27 protein-coding genes and 1 tRNA gene are annotated in these 25,086 nt (G+C 63.8%); 14 read left to right on the top strand and 14 right to left on the bottom strand.

The window, feature by feature from the left end; all coding sequences use genetic code 11:
- Positions 1 to 58 precede the first annotated feature (58 nt).
- The 4 genes from LOZ77_RS00770 to pspF all read right to left on the bottom strand — a co-directional run bounded on the left by LOZ77_RS00770 (position 59) and on the right by pspF (position 4,360).
- Positions 59 to 853, bottom strand: a complete 795-nt coding sequence (locus LOZ77_RS00770) for a DUF448 domain-containing protein (protein WP_230280404.1) — start codon at positions 851 to 853, stop codon at positions 59 to 61.
- Complete coding sequence (gene nusA, locus LOZ77_RS00765; protein ID WP_230280403.1) at positions 834 to 2,498, bottom strand: transcription termination factor NusA; 1,665 nt, start codon at positions 2,496 to 2,498, stop codon at positions 834 to 836. Before nusA ends, LOZ77_RS00770 begins: the two co-directional genes overlap by 20 nt.
- An 83-nt stretch (positions 2,499 to 2,581) precedes the next feature.
- The gene (rimP, locus tag LOZ77_RS00760) at positions 2,582 to 3,157 is read right to left on the bottom strand and encodes a ribosome maturation protein RimP (protein WP_230280402.1); all 576 of its coding nucleotides are present in this window, start codon (positions 3,155 to 3,157) and stop codon (positions 2,582 to 2,584) included.
- 156 nt (positions 3,158 to 3,313) lie between these two features.
- Entirely contained in the window at positions 3,314 to 4,360 is a 1,047-nt protein-coding gene (pspF, locus tag LOZ77_RS00755) for a phage shock protein operon transcriptional activator (protein ID WP_230280401.1), read from the bottom strand.
- Between the two features lie 152 nt (positions 4,361 to 4,512).
- On the opposite strand from pspF, the gene LOZ77_RS00750 reads away from it, so the two are divergent.
- The 10 genes from LOZ77_RS00750 (at position 4,513) to LOZ77_RS00705 (ending at position 10,072) form a co-directional block, all read left to right on the top strand.
- Positions 4,513 to 4,698: a hypothetical protein gene (locus LOZ77_RS00750; protein WP_230280400.1), complete on the top strand. Its 186-nt coding sequence runs from the start codon at positions 4,513 to 4,515 to the stop codon at positions 4,696 to 4,698.
- A 25-nt stretch (positions 4,699 to 4,723) separates the two neighbouring features.
- Positions 4,724 to 5,698, top strand: coding sequence for a phage shock protein PspA (pspA, locus tag LOZ77_RS00745; RefSeq protein ID WP_230280399.1), 975 nt, complete (start codon positions 4,724 to 4,726; stop codon positions 5,696 to 5,698).
- A 4-nt stretch (positions 5,699 to 5,702) separates the two neighbouring features.
- Positions 5,703 to 5,993, top strand: coding sequence for an envelope stress response membrane protein PspB (gene pspB / locus LOZ77_RS00740; RefSeq protein WP_230280398.1), 291 nt, complete (start codon positions 5,703 to 5,705; stop codon positions 5,991 to 5,993).
- Positions 5,990 to 6,367, top strand: a complete 378-nt coding sequence (gene pspC, locus LOZ77_RS00735; protein ID WP_230280397.1) for an envelope stress response membrane protein PspC — start codon at positions 5,990 to 5,992, stop codon at positions 6,365 to 6,367. The genes pspB and pspC overlap by 4 nt, the downstream gene beginning before the upstream one ends.
- Positions 6,368 to 6,394: 27 nt before the next feature.
- On the top strand, positions 6,395 to 6,682 hold the full coding sequence (locus LOZ77_RS00730) for a hypothetical protein (protein ID WP_230280396.1): 288 nt from the start codon (positions 6,395 to 6,397) through the stop codon (positions 6,680 to 6,682).
- A 3-nt stretch (positions 6,683 to 6,685) separates the two neighbouring features.
- Positions 6,686 to 7,024 carry a hypothetical protein gene (locus LOZ77_RS00725; RefSeq protein ID WP_230280395.1) on the top strand — a complete coding sequence of 113 codons (339 nt, stop codon included), beginning with the start codon at positions 6,686 to 6,688 and terminating at the stop codon, positions 7,022 to 7,024.
- Positions 7,021 to 7,287, top strand: a complete 267-nt coding sequence (locus LOZ77_RS00720; RefSeq protein ID WP_230280394.1) for a hypothetical protein — start codon at positions 7,021 to 7,023, stop codon at positions 7,285 to 7,287. The genes LOZ77_RS00725 and LOZ77_RS00720 overlap by 4 nt, the downstream gene beginning before the upstream one ends.
- Positions 7,288 to 7,301: 14 nt before the next feature.
- Positions 7,302 to 7,553 (top strand): hypothetical protein, encoded by a 252-nt coding sequence (locus LOZ77_RS00715; protein WP_230280393.1) that lies wholly within the window; start codon positions 7,302 to 7,304, stop codon positions 7,551 to 7,553.
- 42 nt (positions 7,554 to 7,595) lie between these two features.
- On the top strand, positions 7,596 to 8,006 hold the full coding sequence (locus LOZ77_RS00710; RefSeq protein WP_230280392.1) for a SufE family protein: 411 nt from the start codon (positions 7,596 to 7,598) through the stop codon (positions 8,004 to 8,006).
- Between the two features lie 296 nt (positions 8,007 to 8,302).
- Positions 8,303 to 10,072 (top strand): DUF885 family protein, encoded by a 1,770-nt coding sequence (locus tag LOZ77_RS00705; protein WP_230280391.1) that lies wholly within the window; start codon positions 8,303 to 8,305, stop codon positions 10,070 to 10,072.
- 54 nt (positions 10,073 to 10,126) lie between these two features.
- On the opposite strand, the gene LOZ77_RS00700 is transcribed toward LOZ77_RS00705, so the two are convergent.
- The 4 genes from LOZ77_RS00700 to LOZ77_RS00685 form a co-directional block, all read right to left on the bottom strand.
- Entirely contained in the window at positions 10,127 to 11,524 is a 1,398-nt protein-coding gene (locus LOZ77_RS00700) for an ATP-binding protein (protein ID WP_230281943.1), read from the bottom strand.
- 137 nt (positions 11,525 to 11,661) lie between these two features.
- Complete coding sequence (locus LOZ77_RS00695) at positions 11,662 to 12,339, bottom strand: response regulator transcription factor (protein WP_230280390.1); 678 nt, start codon at positions 12,337 to 12,339, stop codon at positions 11,662 to 11,664.
- 129 nt (positions 12,340 to 12,468) lie between these two features.
- Positions 12,469 to 12,819, bottom strand: coding sequence for a PepSY domain-containing protein (locus tag LOZ77_RS00690; RefSeq protein ID WP_370638037.1), 351 nt, complete (start codon positions 12,817 to 12,819; stop codon positions 12,469 to 12,471).
- Positions 12,820 to 12,917: 98 nt separating this feature from the next.
- A complete protein-coding gene (locus LOZ77_RS00685; protein WP_230280389.1) occupies positions 12,918 to 13,673 on the bottom strand; it encodes an SIMPL domain-containing protein in 756 nt (251 codons plus the stop codon).
- 125 nt (positions 13,674 to 13,798) lie between these two features.
- On the opposite strand from LOZ77_RS00685, the gene LOZ77_RS00680 reads away from it, so the two are divergent.
- The gene (locus LOZ77_RS00680) at positions 13,799 to 15,601 is read left to right on the top strand and encodes an ABC-F family ATP-binding cassette domain-containing protein (RefSeq protein ID WP_230280388.1); all 1,803 of its coding nucleotides are present in this window, start codon (positions 13,799 to 13,801) and stop codon (positions 15,599 to 15,601) included.
- A 41-nt stretch (positions 15,602 to 15,642) separates the two neighbouring features.
- Here the strand turns inward: LOZ77_RS00680 and LOZ77_RS00675 are convergent, their stop codons facing one another.
- Together LOZ77_RS00675 and LOZ77_RS00670 are read right to left on the bottom strand one after the other, a co-directional pair.
- A complete protein-coding gene (locus LOZ77_RS00675; protein ID WP_230280387.1) occupies positions 15,643 to 17,457 on the bottom strand; it encodes a DUF885 family protein in 1,815 nt (604 codons plus the stop codon).
- 84 nt (positions 17,458 to 17,541) lie between these two features.
- Entirely contained in the window at positions 17,542 to 18,054 is a 513-nt protein-coding gene (locus LOZ77_RS00670) for a DUF6456 domain-containing protein (RefSeq protein ID WP_230280386.1), read from the bottom strand.
- Between the two features lie 104 nt (positions 18,055 to 18,158).
- On the opposite strand from LOZ77_RS00670, the gene LOZ77_RS00665 reads away from it, so the two are divergent.
- A complete protein-coding gene (locus tag LOZ77_RS00665) occupies positions 18,159 to 18,731 on the top strand; it encodes a helix-turn-helix domain-containing protein (RefSeq protein ID WP_230280385.1) in 573 nt (190 codons plus the stop codon).
- Here LOZ77_RS00665 and LOZ77_RS00660 read toward each other — a convergent pair.
- The 4 genes from LOZ77_RS00660 to yajC all read right to left on the bottom strand — a co-directional run bounded on the left by LOZ77_RS00660 (position 18,728) and on the right by yajC (position 23,997).
- Complete coding sequence (locus LOZ77_RS00660) at positions 18,728 to 20,671, bottom strand: glycosyltransferase (RefSeq protein ID WP_230280384.1); 1,944 nt, start codon at positions 20,669 to 20,671, stop codon at positions 18,728 to 18,730. The genes LOZ77_RS00665 and LOZ77_RS00660 overlap by 4 nt on opposite strands.
- Positions 20,672 to 21,019: 348 nt before the next feature.
- The gene (gene secF, locus LOZ77_RS00655) at positions 21,020 to 22,048 is read right to left on the bottom strand and encodes a protein translocase subunit SecF (protein ID WP_230280383.1); all 1,029 of its coding nucleotides are present in this window, start codon (positions 22,046 to 22,048) and stop codon (positions 21,020 to 21,022) included.
- A 13-nt stretch (positions 22,049 to 22,061) separates the two neighbouring features.
- Entirely contained in the window at positions 22,062 to 23,654 is a 1,593-nt protein-coding gene (secD, locus tag LOZ77_RS00650; protein WP_230280382.1) for a protein translocase subunit SecD, read from the bottom strand.
- A gap of 10 nt (positions 23,655 to 23,664) precedes the next feature.
- Positions 23,665 to 23,997, bottom strand: coding sequence for a preprotein translocase subunit YajC (gene yajC / locus LOZ77_RS00645; protein WP_230280381.1), 333 nt, complete (start codon positions 23,995 to 23,997; stop codon positions 23,665 to 23,667).
- Between the two features lie 214 nt (positions 23,998 to 24,211).
- Here yajC and LOZ77_RS00640 point away from each other — a divergent pair.
- Positions 24,212 to 24,288: transfer RNA gene (locus LOZ77_RS00640), tRNA-Pro, on the top strand.
- Between the two features lie 173 nt (positions 24,289 to 24,461).
- Positions 24,462 to 25,085, top strand: a complete 624-nt coding sequence (locus LOZ77_RS00635) for a CerR family C-terminal domain-containing protein (RefSeq protein ID WP_230280380.1) — start codon at positions 24,462 to 24,464, stop codon at positions 25,083 to 25,085.
- Position 25,086 lies beyond the last annotated feature (1 nt).

Here is a 25,086-nt window from a genome sequence, read left to right as displayed (position 1 = left end):
ATCCGGCGTCGTCATCTGCTGCGGCCCGCCTGTGCAGGTGCGCCGAACGCGCCCGCCTTTACGGTTCGCTGGCCTGCGGCGCGGCAGGCCCCCGGTGGTCCGACCCGGCATTTCCGGCGGCAGACGGCGGTGCACCATCATGCCCAAGGTATCGGTTGAGCCTTGCAAGCAAGGTCGAAACACGTCCGGCGGCGGCACGATCGGTCAACGCCAGATGGACGGTATTGTCGCGGCCCAATGCCACAGACAGCGCCATCCGGTCCAGAGGCAAGCGTATGCCTGAAAGGCCTGAGCCCTCTTTTTCCTCTCCCACGCGCCATGCCTGGTCCAGACGGCGCGATCCGTCGCCGCCTGCATCGCTGGCATGGGCCAGCCACCAGACCTTGCCCATGCGTGCCGCTTCGGCAATGCGGTCGGACCCTGCCAGCACGTTGCCGGCGCGGTATTCTATACCCAGCCGGTCGGTCAGCGAACGGGTGAGCGCCTGCTGTGCCAGATCGGGCAGATCGTCCGGAATGGCCGGCGGCGCGCCCTTGAAGCCACGCGCCAGCGCACCCTTCAGATGGCCCTTGGCGATCGCTTCTTCAAGTTCGGCGCGCGTCACGCCGATCCATGCGCCGCGCCCCGGCGCCTTGGCATGGGCGTCGGGCAGCACGCTGGGCCTGCCATTGGCATCGGGCCCCATCGCCAGCCGCAGCAATTCCTCACGCGGAGCGATGCGGCCCGTGATCACGCATTTGCGCATAGGACCATCGCCCCGCGCGCTGCTGCGGCGGGTGACGGCGACCTCGTCGAATTCGGCCGCCTTACCGTCGATGTCGGACGTTAGGGTCTCATTGTTCGGAGTCCGCATCGGCGGCCTCCTGCGTGTTCTCGTCGGTGGCAGGCGCGCTTACCGCTTCGACTTCATCTTCAAACCAGTGCGCGCGGGCCGCCATGATGATCTCGTTGCCCTGCTCTTCGGTCAAACCGTACGCGCCCAGCACGCCGCCCTTGTCTTCGGGGCGACGGTCGCGCTTCATCGGCGGGCCCTTATCGGGACCACCACGGCGACGCGGGCCTTCGCGGCGCTTGGCGATCAGCTCGTCGGTGGCGAGGTCGGCCAGATCGTCCAGCGTCAGGATACCGGCATTGCCCAGCACGACCAGCATTTCCTCGCTCAGATGCGGGATTTCGGCCAGCGCGTCCTCTACCCCCATCTCGCGGCGGGCGGTGCGGAAGGTTTCCTCGCGGCGCTCCAGCGCCTCGACAGCACGCGACTGCAGCTCTTCGGCAAGGTCTTCGTCGAAGCCTTCGATGGCGGCCAGCTCGTCACGCTCGACATAGGCGACTTCTTCCAGCTCGGTGAAGCCTTCGGCCACCAGCAGCTGCGACAGGGTCTCGTCGACGTCCAGCTCTTCCTCGAACATCTTGGAACGCTCGGCGAATTCCTTCGAACGCTTCTCGCTCGATTCCGCCTCGGTCATGATGTCGATCTGGCTTTCGGTCAACTGGCTGGCCAGACGCACGTTCTGGCCGCGGCGACCGATGGCCAGCGACAGCTGGTCGTCGGGAACGACGACTTCGATACGGCCCTCTTCCTCGTCGATGACGACGCGGCTGACGGTCGCGGGCTGAAGCGCGTTGACGACGAAAGTCGCGGTGTCCTCGCTCCACGGGATGATGTCGATCTTCTCGCCCTGCAGTTCCTGCACGACGGCCTGAACGCGGCTGCCCTTCATGCCGACGCAGGCGCCGACGGGGTCGATGCTGCTGTCATGGCTGATCACGCCGATCTTCGCGCGCGAACCCGGATCACGGGCGGCGGCCTTGATCTGGATGATGCCGTCGTAAATTTCGGGCACTTCCTGCGCGAACAGCTTCTTCATGAATTCGGGGTGCGCGCGGCTCAGGAAAATCTGCGGGCCGCGGTTCGACCGCTCGACCTTCATGATCAGGGCACGGACGCGTTCGCCCACGCGGGCGACTTCGCGCGGGATCTGCTGGTCGCGGCGGATAATGCCTTCGGCGCGGCCGAGGTTTACGATCACATGGCCGAATTCGACCGACTTGATCACGCCGGTGATCACTTCGCTCGCGCGGTCCTTGAATTCCTCGTACTGGCGTTCGCGCTCGGCATCGCGGACCTTCTGGAAGATCACCTGCTTTGCCGACTGCGCGTCGATGCGGCCCAGATCGACGGGCGGCAGCGGATCGACGATGAAGTCACCGACCTGCGCGCCATCCTGCAGCTTCTGCGCCTGCTCGACCGAAACCTGCTTGAAATAGTCCTCGACCTCTTCGACGACTTCCACGACGCGCCACAGGCGAAGGTCGCCGGTTTGCGGGTCCAGCTTGGCGCGAATGTCATTCTCGGCGCCATAGCGGTTGCGCGCGCTCTTCTGGATCGCTTCTTCCATCGCTTCGATCACGATGGACTTGTCGATCATCTTTTCGCTGGCCACCGCATTGGCAATCGCCAGAAGCTCTGCGCGGTTCGCCGAAATCGCATTCGCCATGTTAATCGTCTTCCCTGTTCAATTCCGGCAAAGGCCCCATTGGTGGCCCGCCGCATAATGGTTTGCCGTCGAAAGCGCGAGTCCTACTCTGCGTCCTCTTCCGACATATCCTCGACTTCTTCCACCTCGTCCGCGCCGGTGGTGTCCAGCGGGACGGTCGACTTGATCAGCCGGTCGGTCAGCATCAGCTTGGCCGAGTGAATATCGGCCAGCGGCATCGTCACCGTGCCCAGCTTCTTATCCTCGACCGTGACCATCCCGTCATCGAACGCGGCCAGATCGCCCTGAAACGTGCGCTTGTTCCCTGCGGGAGCCTCGGCATCCTTGGACAGGGTAATCCGCGCCTCGTGCCCGATCCAGTTCGCGAAATCCTTGGCTCGGGTCAGCGGGCGGTCGATACCGGGAGAGGAAACCTCCAGCCGGTATGCGCCCTCGATCAGCTCGTCGCCCGCTTCCTCGCGCGCGTCGATCGCATCAGACACCCTGCGCGAGATCGCCATGCACTGGTCGATGACCAGCTGACCCGTTTCGGGGTTCTCGGCCATGATCTGCAAGGTCCGCTCGTCATCCGAACCGAACAGTTTCACGCGCACGAGTTCGAAGCCGGAAGCTTTGACTTCCTGTTCGATCAGATCGGTGAGACGCGCGATATCGGTCATGCCATTCCTTGTTGGACCTCTATGCCGCGAATACGAAAAAGCGCGCCGGAACCTTGCGGTGCCGGCCCGGCTTTGTGCGCGACAATGTCGGGATGAGTCGTCAGATAGGCGCGCGATGCGCAAAAAGCAAGCCGGATCGACCGGCAGTTTGCGCGTTCAGGCCGCCTTCCCGCCTTCGGCATCCGCCTCGTTCAGCCCGTGCTTGCGGATGCAATGGCGCAACTGGTCATAGCTGAGCCCCAGGGCTTCGGCCGCGCGGCGCTGGTTCCAGCGATGCCGGTCGAGCGCGGATTCGACGATGGCCCGTTCGTGCCCGTCGACCGCCGCGCGCAAATCGGTAACGGCGGCAAAGTCGAACACCGGTTTCAATTCGACCGGCGGCAAGGGATCGCTTCTGCCGGTCGCTGCGCGCTGCGACGCCCTTGGCGCCCATGGCGAGGCGAAGGGATCGAACACCACCGAGCCGACGGGCGTCTTCCAGTCGTCCCAGCGATAGACCGCACGTTCGATCACATTGCGCAATTCGCGCACATTGCCGGGCCACGGGTAGGCTTCCAGCTGCTCCATCACGCTGTCGGAAAAGCCCGGCCAGTCGTCCCACAGCAATTCGGCCGCCATGCGCCGTCCGAAGAAATCGGCGATCACCACGACATCGCCCTCACGCGCACGCAGGGGCGGCAGGGTGATCACCTCGAAACTCAGCCGGTCGAGCAAGTCGGCGCGGAATTCGCCGCGTTCGGCCAATGTCGGCAGATCCTCGTTCGTGGCGGCCACGATGCGCACATCGACCGTCGTGGGGCGCGATGCGCCGATGCGCGTAACCTCGCCATATTCGACCGCGCGCAACAGGCGTTCCTGCGCCGCCATCGATAATGTGCCCAGCTCGTCCAGAAACAATGTGCCGCCATCGGCTTCCTCGAACCGCCCTGCCCGCGCCTTGGATGCGCCGGTAAAGGCCCCCGCCTCGTGCCCGAACAATTCGGCTTCGATCAAAGTCTCGGGCAATGCGGCGCAGTTCATGACGACCAGCGGTTCGCCCCAGCGGTCGGACAGATGGTGAAGTCGTTCGGCGATCAGCTCTTTGCCAGTGCCGCGCTCACCGATTACAAGGACGGGGCGCGACAATGCAGCGGCGCGACTGGCCCGTTCGACCGCGTCGAGAATGGCCTGTGACTGGCCGACAAACTGCTTTCCCCGATCCATTGACCAGAAGTTAGCGCATTTTCCCAACTCTTGGCAATATTTTCGACGCCTGTCGCCACAGCGATCTCACAAGTAATTGTAATATAACACTTATATCGAGTTGGCACGCTCCCTGCATAGTATCTGGCATAGTTCGAAGATGTGGGGACATCATGTTTAGTTTTCGCCAATCCGGCCCGATCGGTCCAGTTGCCACCAGCATTCTCGCTGCGATCGCGATGCTTTCGCTCAGCGCCTATGCGGTGCGTGACATGACCTGCTCGCTTCCGCCGGTCTGCGACATCAAGCTGGTAACGCCGGCCAAGGCCCCTGCGGCTTTCGGTTACGTGCTGGCCTGAAGCAGATATCCCTGAAGAGGACGCTATGGACGACAAGAACAAGCTTTCACCCGAAACGGGCAAGATGCAGGCCGATGACGATGCCCGCAAGCTGGCCGATACGCCGTGGACCGACGACGGGGAAACCGGAGACCGGTTATCGATCGATCGGCCATCAATCGACCGGAAGGCCGCGTCGCGCTTCGAGCGCGAGGTCGCCCGCCTGAAATCGGATCGCGACCGGGGTGAACCGCGCCGCCAGCGCGACTATGACGATGAAGAGCCGATCCGCTTTCGCGGCGGCAACAGCCTGAGGCAGAACGGAGCCCAATTGATGGGAATATTTTCACGCACCCGTGACATCATTGCCGCCAACTTCTCGGATATGATCGAGAAGGCCGACGATCCCGAAAAGATGATCCGCATGATCATCGTCGAGATGGAGGAAACGCTGGTCGAAGTTCGTGCAGGCGCCGCCCGCACCATCGCCGACCAGAAGGAAATGCAGCGTCACGCGGTGAAGCTGGAGCGGTTGCAGGCCGACTGGGCCGACAAGGCGCAGCTGGCCCTGTCCAAGGACCGCGAGGATCTGGCCCGCGCCGCTCTGCTGGAAAAGCGCAAGGCGACCGATCTGGCCAAGCAGCTGGCCGACGAAATGGACGTGCTGGAACAGAGCCTGCGCGCCAATGAGGAAGACATCGCCAAGCTGCAGCAGCGCCTGCGCGAGGCGCGTAGCCGCCAGTCGATGATCGCGGCCCGCCTGGAAAGCGCGGAAAACCGCGTCCGCCTGCGCAAGCTGATGACTACCGAGCGCGTGGACGAGGCGCTGGCCCGCTTTGAAATGCTGGAGCGCCGCGTCGATTATGCCGAGGGGCAGGCCGATGCGCTGGGAATTGCCATGAAGGGCGAGCCGACGCTTGCCGAACAGATCGAGGGGCTGTCCGCCGTCGACAAGGTCGACGAGGAACTGGAAGCGCTGAAGCGCGCCATGGGCAACCCGACCGCGAAGAAGGAGGATTGATCCCGTGGAAGGCTTTCTTGCAATTATCTGCATCTTCGTCGTCTTGCCGGGCATGATCTTTCACTATGTGACCAAGTGGAAGACTGCCCCCACCCTGACGCAGGGTGACGAGGAGATGCTCGACGAGCTTTATCGTCTTGCCCGCCGCCTCGACGAGAGGATGGACACAGTCGAGCGACTGGTCGCCGCAGACAATGACGAATTTTCCAAGCCCCGGCTGATCGCGGACCAGGAATCCGACAATCTGAAGCTGGCCGAGCTGGAACGCATGATGAAGGAAAGGAACGCACAATGAGCAGCACCGAACGCACCCGTTTTTACCGTGACAAGGTGAACGGCAAGTTCCTGGGCGTGTCTGCGGGCCTTGCCGATTACACCGGCATCGACGCGATCTGGATCCGCCTTGGATTTCTGATCGCCACCATCACCATGGGCTGGCCGTTCTTCATCTATATCGCACTGGGTTTCATGGCGCCGAAGAAGCCAGCCCATCTTTATACCGACCGGCAGGAGCAGCAGTTCTGGCAGGGTGTCCGCCAGTCGCCCGCCCGCACCGCCCGCGAGGTAAAGGCCAGGTTCCGCGATATCGACCGCCGACTTGCGCATGTCGAGGAATATTACGTCAGCGGCAATCGCCAGCTTTCGAACGAGATCGAGAAGCTGCGCTGAGACGCGACAAACAGGGGACTATAGACAATGGAAGACGAACTTGCCCTGCTGATCCCTCTGGCCCCGTTCCTTCTGGGCGGGCTGTGGATGTGGACCAAGCACCAGACCAAGATGGCCGAATTGCAAGTGAAGGCCACCGCCGAAAAAGCCGCCCAATATGCGCAGCACACCGCGCAACTGGAAGAGCGGGTCCGCGTGCTGGAACGCATCGTGACCGACAAGGGCACCGACCTTGCCCGCCAGATCGAGGCGCTGCGCGAGGAAGAAAGCGACCAGCGCCTGAGCGCACCCGTCAAACCGCGTCACGAGGTTTAAGTCATGGAAGATCTGCTTAACCCTGCCGTTATCGTCGCAGCCATCGTAACATTCGGCGTTGCATGGGTGGTGAACACCGCGATCCGGGTGCGCCACGGCTATCCGCTGGAGAACAGCTGGGGCAAATCGGTCTATCCGAGCAAGGATAACGAGACGATCGAGCGGCTGAAGCTGGCGTCACAGGAAAACGCGCAGCTTCGCGCCGAGCTGGGTTCGGTGAAGGACCGCCTTGCCAATGTAGAGCGCATCGTGACCGACAGCGGTTACCATCTGACGCACGAGATCGAGGCACTGCGCTCTGCCGATATGAAAACGGGCGCGAAGGAAGGTCAATATCAATGAGCTGGGTGACCGCCATCGTCCTGATCGTGCTGATCGTATCGATCACGCAGGTGATCCGGTCGCGGCACAATGCGCAGGCCGGGTTCGCCACCGACGAGGATGGCAATCCGGTCGCGCGCCAGCGTGACGAGGCCGAAGAAGCCCGCCTGCGCGCCGAGATCGCCGAGCTGAAAGAGCGGGTAAAAGTGCTGGAACGCATCGCCACCGACGAACGCCAGAGGCTGGGTCTTGCCGAAGAGATCGAACTGCTGCGCGACCGCTGAGAGGAAGCTGACCCATGAGCATCGAGATCACATCGACCACATTGTTCGCGCTGATCGGCCTGTCCATCGTGACGGCAGCGCTGCTTTATGGCTGGCAGGGCTGGCTGACGCTGAAAATGCGGCAGCTGGACGCGGCGCAGGGGGGTTTTGCCGCCCTGCCCGTCGCGGACGAGGGCGATGCACCTGCCGCCGCGCGGATCGAACTGGCCGATTTGCGCGAACGCGTCCGCAGGCTGGAGGCGATTGCCAACGGGGTTGACCTGTAGCCCCCCTTGCGGCGACGGCCGGTCAAGGCTAGCCCGCCGCATATGCGATCCATCGACGATATTGCCGAAGAATATGAATTCCTCGAAGGCGACGAGCGTTACCGCCTGCTGATCGAGCTGGGGCGCGAGCTGGAACCGATGCCCGCCGCGCTGAAGACCGAAGCGACGCAGGTAAAAGGATGCTCCGCCGCTGTCTGGGTCTATCCCACAAGGGACGGTGACAGGCTGCATTTTCTGGCCGACAGCAATGCCGCCATCACCAAGGGCATTGTCGCGCTGGTGATCGCGGCGGTGCAGGACCGGCCCGCCGCCGAAGTCGCCGATACCGATATCGCCGCCGTGCTGGCCCCCTTCGACCTCAAAAACCAGCTGTCTTCGAACCGGACGCAAGGCGTGCCGAACATGATCGCGCTGATCCGCGAAACCGCCGCAAGGATCGCGGCCGAAGGCTGACCCTTACCCCGGCTCCCCGCTGCCCCGAAACGGGCGCGCTTGCGGCTGTTCAGGGTGACAAAGGTGACACTTCGTACAAACACTGTCACCCTGCGCAAAGCCGCAGGATTGCGCGGGTTTTCACCGCTTTTCGCCGTCCGGACGACATTTGGCGGTGCGCGGAAAATTCACAGGTTGAAAGAGCGGCCCGACGCTTGGCGTGCCCCTTCCCCATGCACGATGACATCGATGTAGGACAGTTAAACCGGACAGGCAGGTGGACTTGGTCTAAGTCCCCTTCCATGCCTCGATCTGTCATGACCCGCCTTGCCATCTTTACGGCCCTTTTGCTGGCCGCACCCGCCGTTGTCTTGCCGTCTCCGGTTCTTGCCCAGACCCCTGCCGCACAGGCCAGTGCCGATGCGCAATTGCGCGCGCTGTACGAAAGCGATTACGCATGGCGGCTGGAGGATGACCGGCGGATCGCGCGGCCCGACGGGCGCAGCGAAGCGGGGCCTGCGCTGCGCTCGGTAACGCCGGAGGCAGAGGCGCGGCGCGCCGAACATGCACGGGCGATGCTGACCGCGCTGGACGCCATCGATGCACAGCGCCTGTCGCCTGCCGAGACAATCAATGCCGCCGTGTTCCGCGCCCTGCTTGACGAGCGGATCGGCGATGCAAAATTCCGCAGCCATGAGATGCCGTTCAATTCGGACAGCAATTTCTGGAGCTATCTGAACGCCGGCGCGCCCTTTGCCAGTGTCAGGGAATATGACGATTACATCGCCCGCATGCGCGATGTGCCGCGTTATTTTGCCGAACATATCGCCAATGCGCGCCGCGGCCTTGCGCGCGGGTTCAGCGTGCCGCGCGTGTCGCTGGAAGGTCGCGACGTTTCGATCGAACCTTACACGCAGCTCCGCGGCAATCCGTTTTTGACCGCGTTCGACACGATGCCCGCCAGTATCCCCGCTGCCGAGCAGGCAAGGCTGCGGGCAGAGGCCGAGGCCGCCGTCGCGGACAGCATCGTCCCTGCCTATACCGGCCTGCTCGCGTTCCTGCGCGACGATTACCTGCCGCATACGCGCACCGGCCTTGCCGCCTATGACCTGCCCGATGGCAAGGCATATTATGCGCAGCAGATCAGGGCCTATACCACGCTCGACCTGACGGCGGAGCAGATCCACCGGACCGGCCTGTCCGAAGTGGCGCGGATCGAGGGCGAGATGCGCGCGATCATGGCAGAAGTCGGCTTTTCGGGCAGCATCGGCGAATTCAACGAAGCGCTGCGCAGCGATCCGCGATTTATCGCGCGCACGGGCGACGAGCTGATGGGCGTCTCTGCCTATGTGGCAAAGCGGGTGGACGGGCGGATCGGCGATTATTTCGGCTTCCTGCCGCGCCACCGCTTCGCGATCCGGCCGGTCGCCCCTGCCATCGCGCCGTTCTATACTGCGGGGCGCGGCGGGCTGGATGCGTGCCAGATGAACACGCACGACCTGCCATCGCGCCCGCTGTATAATATTCCCGCGCTTACGCTGCACGAATGCAGTCCCGGCCACAGTTTTCAGGCAGGCGTGGCGCTGGAACAGCCCGCCATGCCCGCGTTCCGCCGCGATGTGTATTTCAGCGGGTTCGGCGAAGGCTGGGGTCTTTATACCGAATATCTGGGCGAGGAGATGGGCATCTATCGCACGCCATACGAACGGTTCGGGCGGCTGAGTTACGAGATGTGGCGGGCTGCGCGGCTGGTGATCGATACGGGCATCCATGCCTATGGCTGGGACCGCGAAAAGGCCATCGACTACCTTGCCGCGCGCACTGCGCTGTCGCGGCACGAGGTGGGGACCGAAGTCGACCGCTATATCAGCTGGCCCGCGCAGGCGCTGTCCTACAAGCTGGGCGAGCTGACCCTGCGCCGCGTCCGGGCCAGGGCAGAGGACGCGCTGGGCCCGCGTTTCGACATTCGCAAGTTCCACGATGTGGTGCTGTCGCTGGGTTCGGTGCCGCTGCCCGTGCTGGAAGCGCGGATCGACGCTTTCATCGCCGATGGCGGGCAGGGTCTGGCTGGCGTGGCATACGACTGAGTGGACGCGGCGCCTGTGCTCGCTGCGACTATGCCTGCGGCGCAGCCCGAGCGGCTATTGCGGCGCGGCCGCGCGGGGGAGGCTGAGTTTCACCAGCAATCCGCCCAGATCCTCGCTTTCGTCCAGCGCGACCGATCCGCCATAGATTTCGACCACGTCGCGCACGATGGCAAGGCCAAGGCCGGTGCCGGGCTTATTGGTGTCCAGCCGCGCGCCGCGGGCAAACAGCTTGTCGCGGTCGGCAGCATCGATGCCCGCGCCGTCATCCTCGATCCAGATTTCGCATAAAGGCGCATCTGGCACGGCATCCAGCGTCACGAACACGCTGCCCCCGCCATATTTCGCGGCATTCTCGATCAGATTGCCCAGTATCTCGTCAAGATCCTGCCGCTCCATCGCGACCATCGGCTGCGGCGCGCCCGGTTTCGGCCCGTCGAGATCGAAGCGGACATGCGGATACAGGCGCGACACCGCCCGCTCCACCGCCTCGGCCGAGGCGTGGACATCGGCGCGCGACAGGCCGACCGCACGGCGGCCCAATGCGCGGGCGCGCGCCAGATGGTGATCGACCTGCCGCCGCATCGCCGCCACTTCGCGTTCGACCAGTTCGGGCAGGTTATCGGCATGGGCGGCGGCGGCATTGTTCAGCACGGTCAGCGGGGTTTTCAGCGCATGGGCCAGATTGCCGGCATGGGCGCGCGCCTCTTCTGCCTGTTTTTCCGAATGGGCGAGCAGCGCGTTCAGCTCCTCCACCATTGGCTGCACTTCCAGCGGCAACGGCTGGGTCACGCGGGACGCGCCGGTCATGCGGATATGCTGGATCGCCAGCCGCACGCCGCGCAGGGGCGACAGTCCCAGCCAGATCTGCAGCGCCGCCATGGCGATCAGTCCCACCGCCAATGCGGCAAAGGAATAGACGAGGATGTGCCGGATGCGCCCGATCTGCACATCCAGCTCTTCGCGGCTGGCGGCGACGACGAACCACCACTGCGTCTCGCTGCCCGGCAGGAAGATCGGGCGCTGCATCATGCGCAGCGGCTCTCCCGCGAACTGGGCGCTGTCATAGACCAGCGGTTCGACATGGCGGGCTTCCTGCACCGTCAGCGTGCGGTCCCACAGGCTGCGCGAGGGGAAATCCTCGTGCCCCTCGCCCGTGATCTGCCAGTACAGTCCGCTATTGGGTTCAAGGAAGCGCTGGTCGCCCAGCGGGCGCGAGAAGAACACCTCTCCGTCCGGGCCGATTTCGGCAGAGGCGACCATCGCGGTCAGCATGTAATCGAGCTGTTCGTCGAAATTGCGGGTGATCAGACCGGTCAGCGCGCGATCCAGCGCAATGCCGCCCGCCAGCAGCAGGAACGCCGTCCACGCAAAGGCGATCAGCATCATGCGGCGCGAGAGCGAGCCGGTATGGCCCGCGCCCAGCTTCACGCCTTTCAGCTTCAGCCGCGCCATGGCGGGCGGACGCAGCGATGTCCTGTCAGGTCCGGCAGCGGGCGCATCTCCCTTGGCGGGCGCAGCGGTGCTGCCGGCCTTGTCCTCGTCAGGGCCGGTGCGGGGTGCGGCTTCGAAAAGCTCCGCCACCGCCTGCGTCAGCTGCGGGGCGCTTCGGCGGGATCGTCGAGGCTATAGCCAAGGCCGCGGATGGTGGTGATGACATCGGCGCCCAGCTTTTTGCGGATGCGCGTGACGAACACTTCGATCGTGTTGGAATCGCGGTCGAAATCCTGATCGTAGATATGTTCGATCAGCTCGGTCCGGCTGACCACCTTGCCCTTGTGGTGCATCAGATAGGACAGCAGCTTGTATTCCTGCGCGGTCAGTTTCACCGGTTCCCCCGCAAGGGTGACGCGGCCCGAACGCGTGTCCAGCCGCACGGGTCCCGCCGTCAGCTCGCTGCTGGCATTGCCGGTCGAACGGCGGATCAGCGCGCGCAGGCGGGCGATCAGCTCCTCGGTCTGGAAGGGCTTGGCAAGGTAATCGTCGGCGCCCGCGTCAAGCCCTGCCACCTTGTCGGACCAGCTGTCGCGCGCGGTCAGCACGAGAACGGGGAAATTGCGCCCCTCCTTGCGCCACATGCCCAGCACGGTTAGCCCGTCGATTTCCGGCAGCCCCAGATCGAGCACGACCGCGTCGTAATCCTCGGTCGAGCCGAGGAAATGCCCGTCCTCGCCATCGGTGGACAGGTCCACGGCATAGCCATTGGCTTCCAGCGTGTTTTTAAGCTGGCTGCCCAGCGTGGGTTCGTCCTCGACGATCAGGATCCGCATGCAGTCTCCGGTTATCTTATGCCGTGATTATATAGGGCCCCGTATCCGGCGCCCGGTTTTCAGCTGAAAAGATGGGGGCCGCGCGGGAATCGGTCAAGATGCGGGCGGTTTCGGGAATGGACCGCTGTGTTACCGGCTGCGCCCGACCACGCGGCCGGTGCGGGCATCGACGTCGACGAACACCACGCGCCCGCCGTCTTCCATGAATTTCAGCCGATAGATCATCGCCGCACTGTCGAATTCCGGCCCCAGATAGCGCGCGCCGCCCATGCGGGGGACCACGCTGCGTTCGATCTGGCGCAGGGGCAGCACATTGCCCGCCCGCAATTCGCGCCGCGCCTCGCTCTGCCCGTCCTTGGCCTGCGCCATGGCGGGCACCGCCGTCACGGGGGCGACCATGCCGCACAGCGCCAGCGCCGCCAGACCATGGCGGAACAGCGCAATGCCGGACAAGGGACGAAGGGGGGACAGCAGCCTCATGACAAGAGACTGCCTAAGCCCCGACCATTGAACAAGGCGTGAATGTTGCGTTCCGGCATTTGAAAGCGGCCCCCGTTACCGGAACGCAACATATTCGATCAGTTCACGAGTTCAAATCTTGTCGAAAGTGTGACCTGCGTCGATACCTGACCGGGCCGCGTCGGCGTCTTTGCCGCGGGGGCCGATGCCTGCACCATCAGCGCGCGTTCCTGCACCGGCGCGGAAAAGCCCATGCTCTCCGACACGGTCAGCAGCTTTACATCGCGGTATCCGGTCATGCGCGCATAATCGCGCGCCTGTGCCAGCGATTGTTCCCACGCCGCCTTGCGCGCCTGTGCCCGCGCGCCGCTGTCGTCGACGATGCCCCATTCGGGCCCGCTGAGGTTGGTCGCCCCGGCTGCCACCAGCGCGTCGAGCACATCGCCCACCCTGTCGATATCGCGCAATTCGACCGAGACAGCGTTCGATGCCTCATACCCCGTAAAGCGCGGCTGTTCGCCGTTGCGGTAATCATATTGCGGGTTCAGCCGGATGCCGGTGGTCTGCACGTAATCGCGGTCGATCCCCAGCGAATCCAACCGTTTCAGCACCTTGTCCATTTCGGTGGCATTCTGCTGCATCGCGGCCTGCGCGGTGGCGGCGCGCGTGGTGACCCCCGCGCCCACCGTCGCCTTGTCAGGATCGCCGACGACCTGCTGCATCACCTGCAATTCGACAACGGGACCTTGCGACGCGACGGCAACGTCGGCAGCCATCGCGGTGCCCGGAAAAGCCGACACGCCGACACCCGCGCCCATGGCCATGACGGCGATGGCGGGAACGGCAAGCAGCGATTTGAAAGCGGTTCGGGACATGAACAATGATCTCCTCTTCACATGTCCCTATCAATACGTAGCCATGCTGGCTGTTCCTTGAACGTTGCCCCGAACATTGTCGGGGAACGCTTGCAGGGGGCCGGTTACGGGACTAGGCGGCGGCGATGGCACAACCTCCCGTTCTCTCGCTTGAAGATCTTGGCCTGCAGCAGGGGGGCCTGACCGTGAACGACGGCTGGCTGTTCCGCGACCTCGACCTGCATATCGCCCCGCGCGACCGGCTGGCGCTAATCGGCCGGAACGGAGCGGGCAAGACCACGCTGATGAAGCTGATCGCGGGCGAGATCGAGATGGACAAGGGCAAGCGCGTGATCGTGCCGGGCACGCGGGTCGTTACGCTGGAGCAGGAGCCCGACTTTACCGGCTGCAAGACGCTGATGGAATATGCGCTGCACGGTGACGATGCCCCGCAGCAGTTCGCGGTGGAAGCGATCGCCAGCCAGATCGGCATCGACATGACGCGCGACCCCAAGGCGGCGAGCGGCGGCGAAAAGCGCCGCGCCGCCATCGCCCGCGCGCTTGCCAGCGAACCCGATGTGCTGTTGCTGGACGAGCCGACGAACCACCTCGACCTGTCGGCCATCGACTGGCTGGAAGACTGGCTGAACCGCTATACCGGCGCCTTCGTCACCATCAGCCACGACCGGACCTTCCTGACCCGCCTGACCCGCGCGACGATCTGGCTGGATCGCGGGGCGCTGCGGCGCAAGGATGTGGGTTTCGGCGGTTACGAGGCATGGGAAGAGCAGGTCTATGCCGAAGAAGCGCGCGCGGCTGAAAAGCTGGATGCAAAGCTGAAGCTGGAAGCGCACTGGCTGGAGCGCGGAGTGACCGCGCGGCGCAAGCGCAATCAGGGTCGGCTGGAGAAATTGTGGGAAATGCGCGCGGCGCGGGCCGCCATGATCAACCCGCAGGGCACGGCCAAAATGGCGCTGGCCAGCGACGACAACAAGACCAAGAGCGTCATCACGGCCGAGCACATCTCGAAAACCTATGGGGACCGCACGGTCATCAAGGATTTCTCGCTGCGCATCCAGCGGCGCGACCGGATCGGCATCGTCGGCGGCAATGGCGCGGGCAAGACCACCTTGCTGAAGATGCTGACCGGCGAATTGCAGCCCGACAGCGGAGAGGTCACGCTGGCCAAGACCTTGTCGGGCGTGATGATCGACCAGCAGCGCAGCCTGCTATCGGACGAGAAGACGGTGCGCGAAGTGCTGGCCGAGGGCGGCGACTGGATCGACGTGCGCGGGGTGCGCAAGCATATCCAGGGCTATCTGAAGGAATTCCTGTTCGATCCGGGTCTGGTCGAGGCGAAGATCGGCACATTATCGGGCGGCGAACGGTCGCGCCTGTTGCTGGCCCGCGAATTTGCGCGCACGTCGAACCTGCTGGTGCTGGACGAGCCGACCAACGATCTCGACCTCGAAACGCTTGACCTGTTGCAGGAAGTGATCGCGGATTACGACGGCACGGTGCTGATCGTCAGCCACGACCGCGATTTCCTCGACCGCACGGTGACGGTGACACTTGGCCTCGACGGCAGCGGCACGGTGGACATTATCGCGGGCGGCTATGCCGATTGGGAGCGCAAGCGCAAGGATCGCAGCCAGCAACGCGCCGCACCGAAGAAGGCCGCCGCCACGCCCCCTCCCCCGCCGCAGAAAAAGACCAAGCTGAGTTACAAGGACCAGCGCGATTACGATCTGCTGCCGGGGCGGATCGAGGAATTGGAAGGCGAAATCTCAACCAATGAGGAAGCGCTGGCCGATCCCGATCTCTACACCGCCAATCCCGACAAGTTCGCGTCGCTGACGGCCACGCTGGAAAGGCTGCGCGGCGAAAAGGATGCGGCCGAAGAACGCTGGCTGGCACTGGCCGAAGAAGTGGAGGCGCTGGAGGGGTAGCCTGCGCTTCTTGACACCAGACCACCCCCTCGCCTCTTTCCCTAGGCCTTTTGCGCGGCGATCCAGCGGTCGACGCGCGCTTCCAGCACGCTTAGCGGCATTACGCCTTCCTTCACCAGCTCGTGGAACTGGCGCAGGTCAAAAGCTTCGCCCAGCTCGCCTTCCGCCCTGGCGCGCAGTTCGACCCATTTATTCTGGCCGATCTTGTAGCTGCATGCCTGCCCCGGCCACATGCAGTAACGGCGCACCTCCGCCTCTGACCGTGTGCGGGTAAAGCCGACGGTGTCGACGAAATATTGGGTTGCCTGCTCCACCGTCCATTTCTTGTGGTGCAGGCCGGTATCGACCACCAGACGCGCGGCGCGGAACAGCCAGCTTTGCAGCGCGCCGGCCTTTTCCATGCCTTCATATCCGCCCAACTCATCCGCAAGCTGTTCGGCATAAAGCGCCCATCCCTCGCCATAGGCGGAAATGTAATAGTTCTTGAGCAGCATCGGCGTGTCGCCGGCCTGCTGGACAAGGCTGCCGTGCAGATGATGGCCGGGCACCGCCTCGTGATAGGTGAGCGAGGGCAGCGTGTATTTCGGCCAGTCCTCGGTATGTTTGAGGTTGATGTAATAAATACCCGGGCGCGCCCCGTCGAGCGAGGGCCGTTCGTAATAGCCCAGCGGCGCGCCGTCCTGAATTTCGGCAGGCACCGCGCGGATCTCGACCGGCTGGGTCGGCAGGGTGGCAAAGGCCTGCGGCAGCTTTGCCTGCATCGCATCGTTACTGGCATTCAGGTCGGCGATCATCGCCGCGTGCCCCTCGGCCGAATTGGCGTAAAGCTGGTCGGGCCGCGCGTTGAATTGCGCCAGCCGCTCACCCACCGTGCCGTCGGTCAACCCGACTTCGGCCAGCATTCCGGCTAGCTGCGCGCTCAATTCGGCCACCTGGGTCAGGCCGATCTGGTGGATGTCCTCTGCCGACAAATCGGTCGTGGTCGAATTGGCAAGCTCGAGGCGGTAAAGCTCCGCCCCTTCGGGCACGCGCCAGATGCCGTCACCCGCGGCAGAGGTCGGTTTCAGCTCTTCCAGCATTGCTGCCTGACGCAGCAGGGCAGGCTTGATCTGCCCGTCCATGATGGCGATGGCCTGTGATTCCCATTCGCCCGCGATACCCTTGGCAGCGGTTCGTTCGGCCAGCGATTTCACCAGCCGCGTATCGGCGGCGGGGGTTTCGGCCATGGCGGTGATCTGCGCGATGGCGGTTTCCAGCGACCATGCGGGCGCCAGATAGCCCTTGGCCGCCTGTTCGCGCTGCAAATCGCTCTCGGCGTCCAGCCCTTCGGCAAATTGCACCATGCGCTGCAGATAGGCATTGGCATCGTCCGCCGTCTCAACCGGATGCTTGGTATCCATGAAACTGGGCACCGCGCTGTACGAACCGCCCATGTGGCTCAGCACATAGGGGCTATAGACGCTGCCCATGCCATAGGGCTTACCCCATAGCCGCTTTTCCATCATATCGGCGACCACGGCATGCTGCACCTTGTGCTGTTCGGACAGGCCATCGGTGGGGATCGCCTTGATACGGGCCAGCATCGCCTCGGCATGGGCTTCCTCTTCCTCGATTCCGGCGCGGCCGAATTTGCCCAGATGATGGCGCGCCCATGCGTTATCGCCGGTGTCGATCCCCATCGACGTCATCGATGTCGGGCTGATCCGCATATCGCCCTGAAATATACGGTCCATCGTGGCAGTCAGTTGGTCACCCGCACCGCCCTGTGCCCGCGCCGCAGCGGGAAGCGTAAAAGCAAGGGCAATGGTGCCCGTTCCGGCAAGGAACTGGCGGCGGTGCAAGGCAACAGGTTTCATGGAGAGGACTCGCTTTTGGGCGGTTTCAACTGAAACCGAAGCTTGCATGCGAGGCTCGTAAGATCAAGCCGGTTGGATCGGGCGTCAACCGATCCGGTAAAATCCGGCCACGCGGTCCAGCGCAAGGCTCAGCACCAGCTTGCCGCTGCGGGCCGGCCAGCCCATCGCCTTTTCCGCAATGCCCACTGTCTCGCCCGCGCAGACCACGCGCCACAGGATATCGTTCAGGCCCGGCCCCGCCGCAGCGACGGCCTTGTCGAAACGCGCCTTGGCCGCGATCTGCCGTTCCGACGGGTCCAGCCCGCGATCGGGATTGGTCCCGCTGACCCGCACCACGTCCCAGCGCATGGTGATCGACGGGGCAAGCTGCGCGCGTTCCCAGTCGGCGCGCAACCGCTCGCCCGCCTCATATTGCGGCTCGGTCAGATGGCCATGGGCATACAGCCAGCCGAGCGGCGATTCCCTAAGGTTCACGGTAACCGCACGGGCACGTCTGGATGCGCCGCCACGATAGGATTGCGATATCCGGCGCGGTCCTTCGCTCGTCAATTCGCGCGTGACATATTCGCCCGGGCCCTGATGCAGATCGTCGGTCATGGTCGTTTCCCCTTGATAAGACTGGCAGGGGACTTGCGGCAGGCTTGTGTTGTAGGAAAATAAAACCCATCCGGTTCATGCATTTTCCCGAAAGGAACCGCGCCGTGATTAACCGCATTCGCACAATCCGCAAGGACAAGGGGCTAACGCTCGCCGATCTGGCCGCCGCCTGCACCCCGCCCACCACGCCGCAAACCGTGGGGCGGCTGGAAACGGGGATGCGCACCTTATCGATCGACTGGCTGAACCGGATCGCGGCGGCGCTGGATGTCGCCCCCGAACTGCTGCTGGTCAGCGAGCGGCGCGATGCCGCCATGGTGGTCGCGCGGCTGACGGCGGACGGGGCAGAACCGCTCCCCTCCCCGCGCGAGGCGGTGGAGCCTCTGGCCATGCTGGGCGAAGGCAATGTCCATGTGCTGGAAGTGGACAGCGCGGTCGGCGAATACCGGGCGGGCGACCGGCTGTGGCTGCGCGATCTTGCCCCCGAAGACCGGCCGCGCGCGATCAACCGCGACGTGCTGGTCCCGCGCCCGGGCGGGCGCTTTGCCTTTGGCCGTCTTATCGATTTCTCCGACGATCATCTGGCGCTGCTTCCGCCCGGAGCGGGTCAGCGCCAGATCGTCGTGCAGGGTTCGCCGTGGATCGCACTGGCGGCCCTGCTGGTACGCGCGCTTTAGGCGAGTTGCCCGCTGCCCGATGTCTCGGCGGCGGTGGCGGGCTTTTTCAGGGCCAGCAGCGCCATATAGGGGGCTGCCAGAAAGCGCAGGCCAAGGAAGCCATAGATCATGCCGATCAGCAGGGCGAAACCGGTGCCCAGCACGGCCATATTGGCCAGCATGAATGCGGCGATTCCCAGCGTGACCGCCGCCAGCAATATCTCCGGCACGGTGCAGGCCAGCGCCGATGCAACGCCGCCATTCGCGCCGAACTTGGGCGTGCGGCGCCATGCGTGCGGCTTTTTCGACAGGCCCGCGACGCCCGATACCAGCACGATATAGGTCAGCGATGCGCGCGCGATCTCTCCCCTGATCATGTCGGCAATGCGGTGGCATCCGGTCAGGCGATAGCGGTGCCAGTTGCGTACCAGGCCCGTGCCCAGACCCAGCGTGATCATCGGCCATGTAATCGGGGCCAGCACCACCGCATCCATCGCGCCTGCCAGCACGGCGATGGCGATGGCGGTAATGCCGATTAGTCCCAGCACGATACCCGCCAGCGTCTGCAAGGGTGCCGAGCAGCGCAGGATTTCCAGCAGCTTGGTCCAGCCCGGCATCGGCGGCGCATAGGGATCGGGCAGGAACAGTTTCCAGTGGCGGCGCAATTGCTGCACCGGCCCCGCGGTCCAGCGGAAGCGCTGCTTCTTGTAATCCTCGAAACTGTCGGGGATCAGGCCGCGGCCGAAGGTCTCGCCCAGATACATGCCGCGATAGCCTGCCGCGCGCAGCCGCACGGAAACTTCCGAATCCTCGGTCAGACACCATTCGGCCCAGCCGCCCACGCGGCGCAGCGCATCGGCGCGCAGCAGGCACATGGTGCCGATCGTGAACGCGCCGCCATATTCCGACACGCCGCACATATCGACCTTGTTGTTGGGCATATATTCCCAGTGACAGCCGGTCAGATAGGGGCTGTTCTCGTAATCGCGGTAATCGTGCGGCGTCTGAAGATAGCCGACCGACCGGTCGCGGAAAAACGGCACGAGGCGCGACAGGAAATCGGGTTCGGCCAGATAATCGGCATCGATGACCGACACGATTTCGGCCGACGGGTCCATCCGCCCGTCCAGCACCCAGTTCAGCGCACCGGCCTTGGCGCCCGGCAGCGGATTGACGTGAAAGAAGCGGAACACCTCGCGCCCAAGGCGCTGGTTCAGCAGCGCGGCGTGGGATTCCAGCGGACGCCACAGCGCCTCGTCCTTGGTGTTGTTATCGATGACGATGACTTCGAAATTGGTGTATTCCTGCGCGGCAAGCCGGTTCATCGTCTCCTTCACCACCTGCGGCGGTTCGGCGTAGCAGGGCAGATGCACCGATACGCGCGGTTCGAACGGATCGCTGGCGGACAGGGCGCGGGCACCCGCCCAGTGTCGGGCCGGACGCTCCCCGTCACGCGGTGCGCGATTGGGCAGACGCCAATGACTGTGGGTCAGCGAAGCCTCGCGCGCGATCCGTTCGATCCAGCCGAGATAGCCCAGCGCCAGCGCCACGGTGATCGCGATATACAGCGCCGCTTCGTTCCACAGGGGAAGCGGCGCTTCGTTCACGAGCAGGCACAGCCACCACCAGCTGACAGCGAGCGCCAGCGCCTCGACACTCAACCATGCCATGCCCGGCAGGCTGAGCCGCCAGCCCATCGTCTGGCGCAGCGACAGCGCCAGCAGGAACGCGCCTAGCGGGATCAGCAGCGTATAGAACTGCCCCATAACTGCCCCTGCGACCACATAGGCGAACGCGGTCAGTGCCGACAGTTCAGCGATATTGCGCGGAAGATAGCCACCGATGCGCTGATTACCCTTCAGATTGATCCAGCCGCCCAATGTTTCGGGCGCGCCATCAGCGTCGCGCCGCCACGCGGACCAGATCGCAATCAGAAAGGTAAGCAGACCCAGGAACAGCATCCAGGAATCAAAATCGGCACGGACAGGGATCAGCAAAACGAAGAACTTTCGTTGTGGATACAAACGGCGGCGTGACGGATTTTCGTCGATTGTATCGCTGATACACCCATAGTGCGGGTTCGTTCCCGAACGCGATCGGGGCACCAAAACCGCGCGATACCGTGCGTTACAAGGGTTAACCGCCTCGCCACGGCAAGTTGCAACGCGACGAATTGCCCTGATTCCGCCATAATCCGTTTGGATTAGTCCCACCGTCGCGCCGCGTCAGGCCAAAGCAAAACGCACGGCAGCCCGTAAAGGGTTGCCGTGCGTTCGTGGCTTGTCGTCGATTCGGGTGGATTTTCGTCCTCAGACCTCGCCGCGGGCCAGCCTTTCCTGCTTGTCCGCCTCGCTCTCGCGAGGGACGAAGCTGTCGGATTTGACCCGCAGCCAGATCAGGATCGGCGCCGCCATATAGATCGAGCTGTAGGTACCGACGAAAATGCCGAATGCGATCGCGGCCGCGAAACCGAAAGTCATCGCCGGACCCACGAACATCAGCACCAGCAGCACGGCCAGCGTGGTGAGCGAGGTGACGACCGTTCGCGACAAAGTCTCGTTCACCGACAGGTCGAGCAATTCGGTCATCGGCATCTTGCGATATTTCTTCAGGTTTTCGCGGATGCGGTCATAGACGACAATCGTATCGTTCAGCGAATAGCCGATGATGGCCAGAATGGCGGCCACGATATTCAGGTCGAATTCCATACCCGTCACCGCGAACATGCCCAGCGTCAGCGAAACGTCATGCAACAGGGCAAACATCGCGCCCACGCCAAACTGCCATTCGAAGCGGATCCAGATATAGATCGAGATCATCACCATCGCCCCCAGCAGGGCGTACATGCCGGTTTCGAACAATTCGCCCGAAACCTTGCCCGACACCGAATCGACGCCGTCGATGCGCACGCCAGGGTGATTGGCCTGCATATCGCCGGTGATGGCGACCGTCATCCGGTCGGCCAGATCTTTCGCTTCCGATGCCTGACCGCCTTCTGATCCCTTCGCCTCAGGCCCCTTTGCTTCAGGCCCATTCGCTTCAGGTAGGCGCATGCGGATCGATACTTCGTTCGGCTGGCCGAAACGCTGGATCACCGGCTCGCCATAGCCGAGAGCGCCGATTTCGCGCCGCAATTCGGCCACGGGCGCTTCGGCATCCTGCGTGAAGGTGGCGCGGATCATCTGGCCACCGACGAAGTCGACGCCAAGGTTCAGGCCCTGCGTCGCCACAAGGCCCCAGCTGGCCACGATCAGCAGGATGGAGACGATATAGAACGGCACGCGCCACTTTAGAAAGTGGATGTTCGTCGTGTCAGGAACGAGCTTTAGGAGTTTCATATCTGCCCCTCCCTTAAATATGCAGATCGGCGGGGCGCTTGCGGCGCAGATAGCCTGCGACCCACATGCGCGTCAGCACAACCGCGGTAAAGACCGAGGTGACGATGCCGATGATCAGAACGATGGCAAAGCCGCGGATCGGGCCCGATCCGAACAGGAAAAGCAGCACGCCCGCGATGACATTGGTGATATTGGCGTCGAAAATGGCGCGCTGCGCCTCGCGATAGCCGACCTCGACCGCTTGCACCACGCGGCGGCCGCGTCGGCGTTCCTCGCGGATGCGTTCGTTGATCAGCACATTGGCGTCGACCGCCGTACCGATGGTCAGCACGAAACCGGCAATACCCGGCAGCGTCAGGGTCGATCCCAGCAGCGCCATGATGCCAAGGATCAGCAATACGTTCAGCACCAGCGCGCCATTGGCATAGAGGCCAAAGCGGCCATAGGTGGCGACCATGAACACCAGCACCGCGACGCCGCCGATGATCAGCGCAAGCACGCCGCGTTCGATCGAATCGGCGCCAAGGTCGGGGCCGACGGTGCGCTCTTCCACCACCGCCAGATCGACAGGTAGCGCGCCCGAACGCAGCGAAATGGCGAGGTTGTTCGCGCTGTCGACGCTGAAACCGCCCGAAATCTGCGCCTGACCGCCCAGAATCGGTTCGTTGATATTGGGCGCCGACAGCACTTCGCCGTCGAGGATGATCGCAAAGGGGCGGTTGACGTTCTGCGTCGTCAATTGCGCGAAACGGCGACCGCCTTCCTGATTGAATGTGATGCTGACCACCGGCGCGCCGTTCTGGTCATAGCCCTGCTGCGCATTGGTCAGCTGGTCGCCCTGAATCCCGCCAAGGCGGCGCACGGCGATCACGCCCTGCTGGTTCGCATCGGGCGCGAAGGGCAGGATCTGGCTGCCCGGAGGGGCAATGCCCTGCGCGATCTGGTCGGGCAGGGCCGATGTATCGACCAGCTTGAATTCCAGCTTCGCCGTCTGGCCCAGCAATTCCTTCAGCGCTTCGGGGTCCTGCAGGCCGGGTACCTGCACCACGATGCGGTTGTCGCCCTGCCGGATGATCGTCGGTTCGCGCGTGCCCAGCTCATCGATGCGGCGGCGGACCACGTCGGTCGCGGTATCCATCGCGTTCTCGACGGCCTGCGTCAGCCCCGCGCCGGTCGGGGTCAGCACCATGCGCTGCCCGTCCATCACCGACAGGTCCCAATCGCGTTGCCCCGTCAGGCCGACGCCTTCGATCATGGGAAGAAGCTGTTCACGCGCCGCGTCGACGTCGCTTGCCTCTTCCAGCATAAAGGTCAGGCGGCCGTTCTCGCGGCTGATATCGCCGATGCCGATGCCCGCCTTGCCCATGGCATTGCGCACTTCCTCTTCCATGGAAGTCAGGCGCAGGCCCAGAACCTCGTCGGTCTCTGCCTCAAGCAGGATATGGCTGCCACCGGCAAGGTCGAGGCCGAGATTGATTTCGGGATCGGGCAGACCGGACGGCCATGCACCGCCCGCCAGCATCACGATCGAGGGAACGGCCAAAAGCGCGCCCAGCAGGGTGATGCCCCACAGCCAGACGCGCTTCCACACGGGAAAGTCGAGCATCGAAGCGGCCTCAGTCGTTCGCGGGCGTGGCGCTGCCTGCGGGAATCACGTCGCCGATGGTGTTGCGCACGGCCTTGACCCGCACGCCCTGTGCCAGTTCCAGATCGACGTAATCGTCGTCCAGCTTCACCACCTTACCGATGATGCCGCCCGCGGTGACGACGCGGTCACCCTTTTTAAGGCCCGCGACCTTGGCCTGATGTTCCTTCATCCGCTTGCGCTGCGGGCCAAGGATCAGGAACCAGAAGATCAGTGCCATGCCGCCCAGCAGGACGAAATTGGTCCAAACGGGCGGGCCTGCGTTGGCGGGTGCGGCGGCAAGAAACAGAAGAGTGCTGGTCATGAAAAAAGAACCGATGCTTTCGCAAAAGGGAATCGCGCACAGGGCCGTGTGGCCCCGCACGCCAATGATGGCAGGGGCGGTTAGCAGCATTGCGCACAGGTGGCAAACATGCGGTGCAGCGCGGCTTGTGGGCACTTTGGGAAAAACAGCAGCGGCCTGGTCGTAACTGGCCTTGCGCTTGCCGAAATGCCCGACTATAGGGCCGCTCTCCGGTCGGGACGTAGCGCAGCCTGGTAGCGCATCACACTGGGGGTGTGGGGGTCGGAGGTTCGAATCCTCTCGTCCCGACCAAACTTCTTCCGCCGCGCCGACAGGGCGCACAGGCGGAAAAACCATCACCCCAAATTACTGACATATTTGTTCACTATGCCGGGGACGGGCCTGCCCTGCCGCGCAGCGATTCGTGGCCGCGCGGCTTTGCCGCCCTTTACTTGTTCGATCGAACGAATTAACGAGTCGCGCCGATGAAGGACGTTCTGCTCGATATCGCCATCGCCCATTTCGGGCGGCTGGGTTTTGCCGGTGCCGCCACCCGCGCCATCGCGAAAGAGGCGGATACGGCGATGTCGTCGATCACCTATCATTTCGGCGGCAAGGAAGGGCTGTATCTGGCCTGCGCCGACCATATCGCCTCCTGCGTGGCGGAACGGTTCGAGCCCGAGGTCAGAGCGATCGAGGCCAATCCCCCCCAATCGCCCGAACAGGCCGTCGACACATTATGCGCGCTTTTGTCGACCTTTGCCCGGATCATGCTCGATCCCAAATCCGAAAACTGGTCCTATTTCATCGTACGCGAACAGCACGAGCCGACGGAGGCTTTCGAGCGTATCTGGACCGGTGTGATGGAGCGTCTGCTCTGCATGGCTATCGGCCTGATCCGCCGGGCACGTGCCGATTTCTCGCAAAACGACGCGCGTACCTGCGCCGTAGCCTTGTGGGGTCAGGCGTTGATGCTGCGTACCGCGCGGGCATCGGTCTGCCGCGTGATGGACGTTTCCGAAATCGATCCCGCCACTGCCGACATTCTGATCGAACGCTTCGTCGCCAATACGCGTTGCATCCTTTCCGCCCAACCGGAGCATAACTGAC

It is taken from the genome of Croceicoccus sp. Ery15 (genome assembly GCF_020985305.1).
Lineage (GTDB): Bacteria > Pseudomonadota > Alphaproteobacteria > Sphingomonadales > Sphingomonadaceae > Croceicoccus.
The sequence above is the reverse complement of the archived record's forward strand: the minus strand, read 5'-3'. Positions and strand labels throughout refer to the sequence as shown.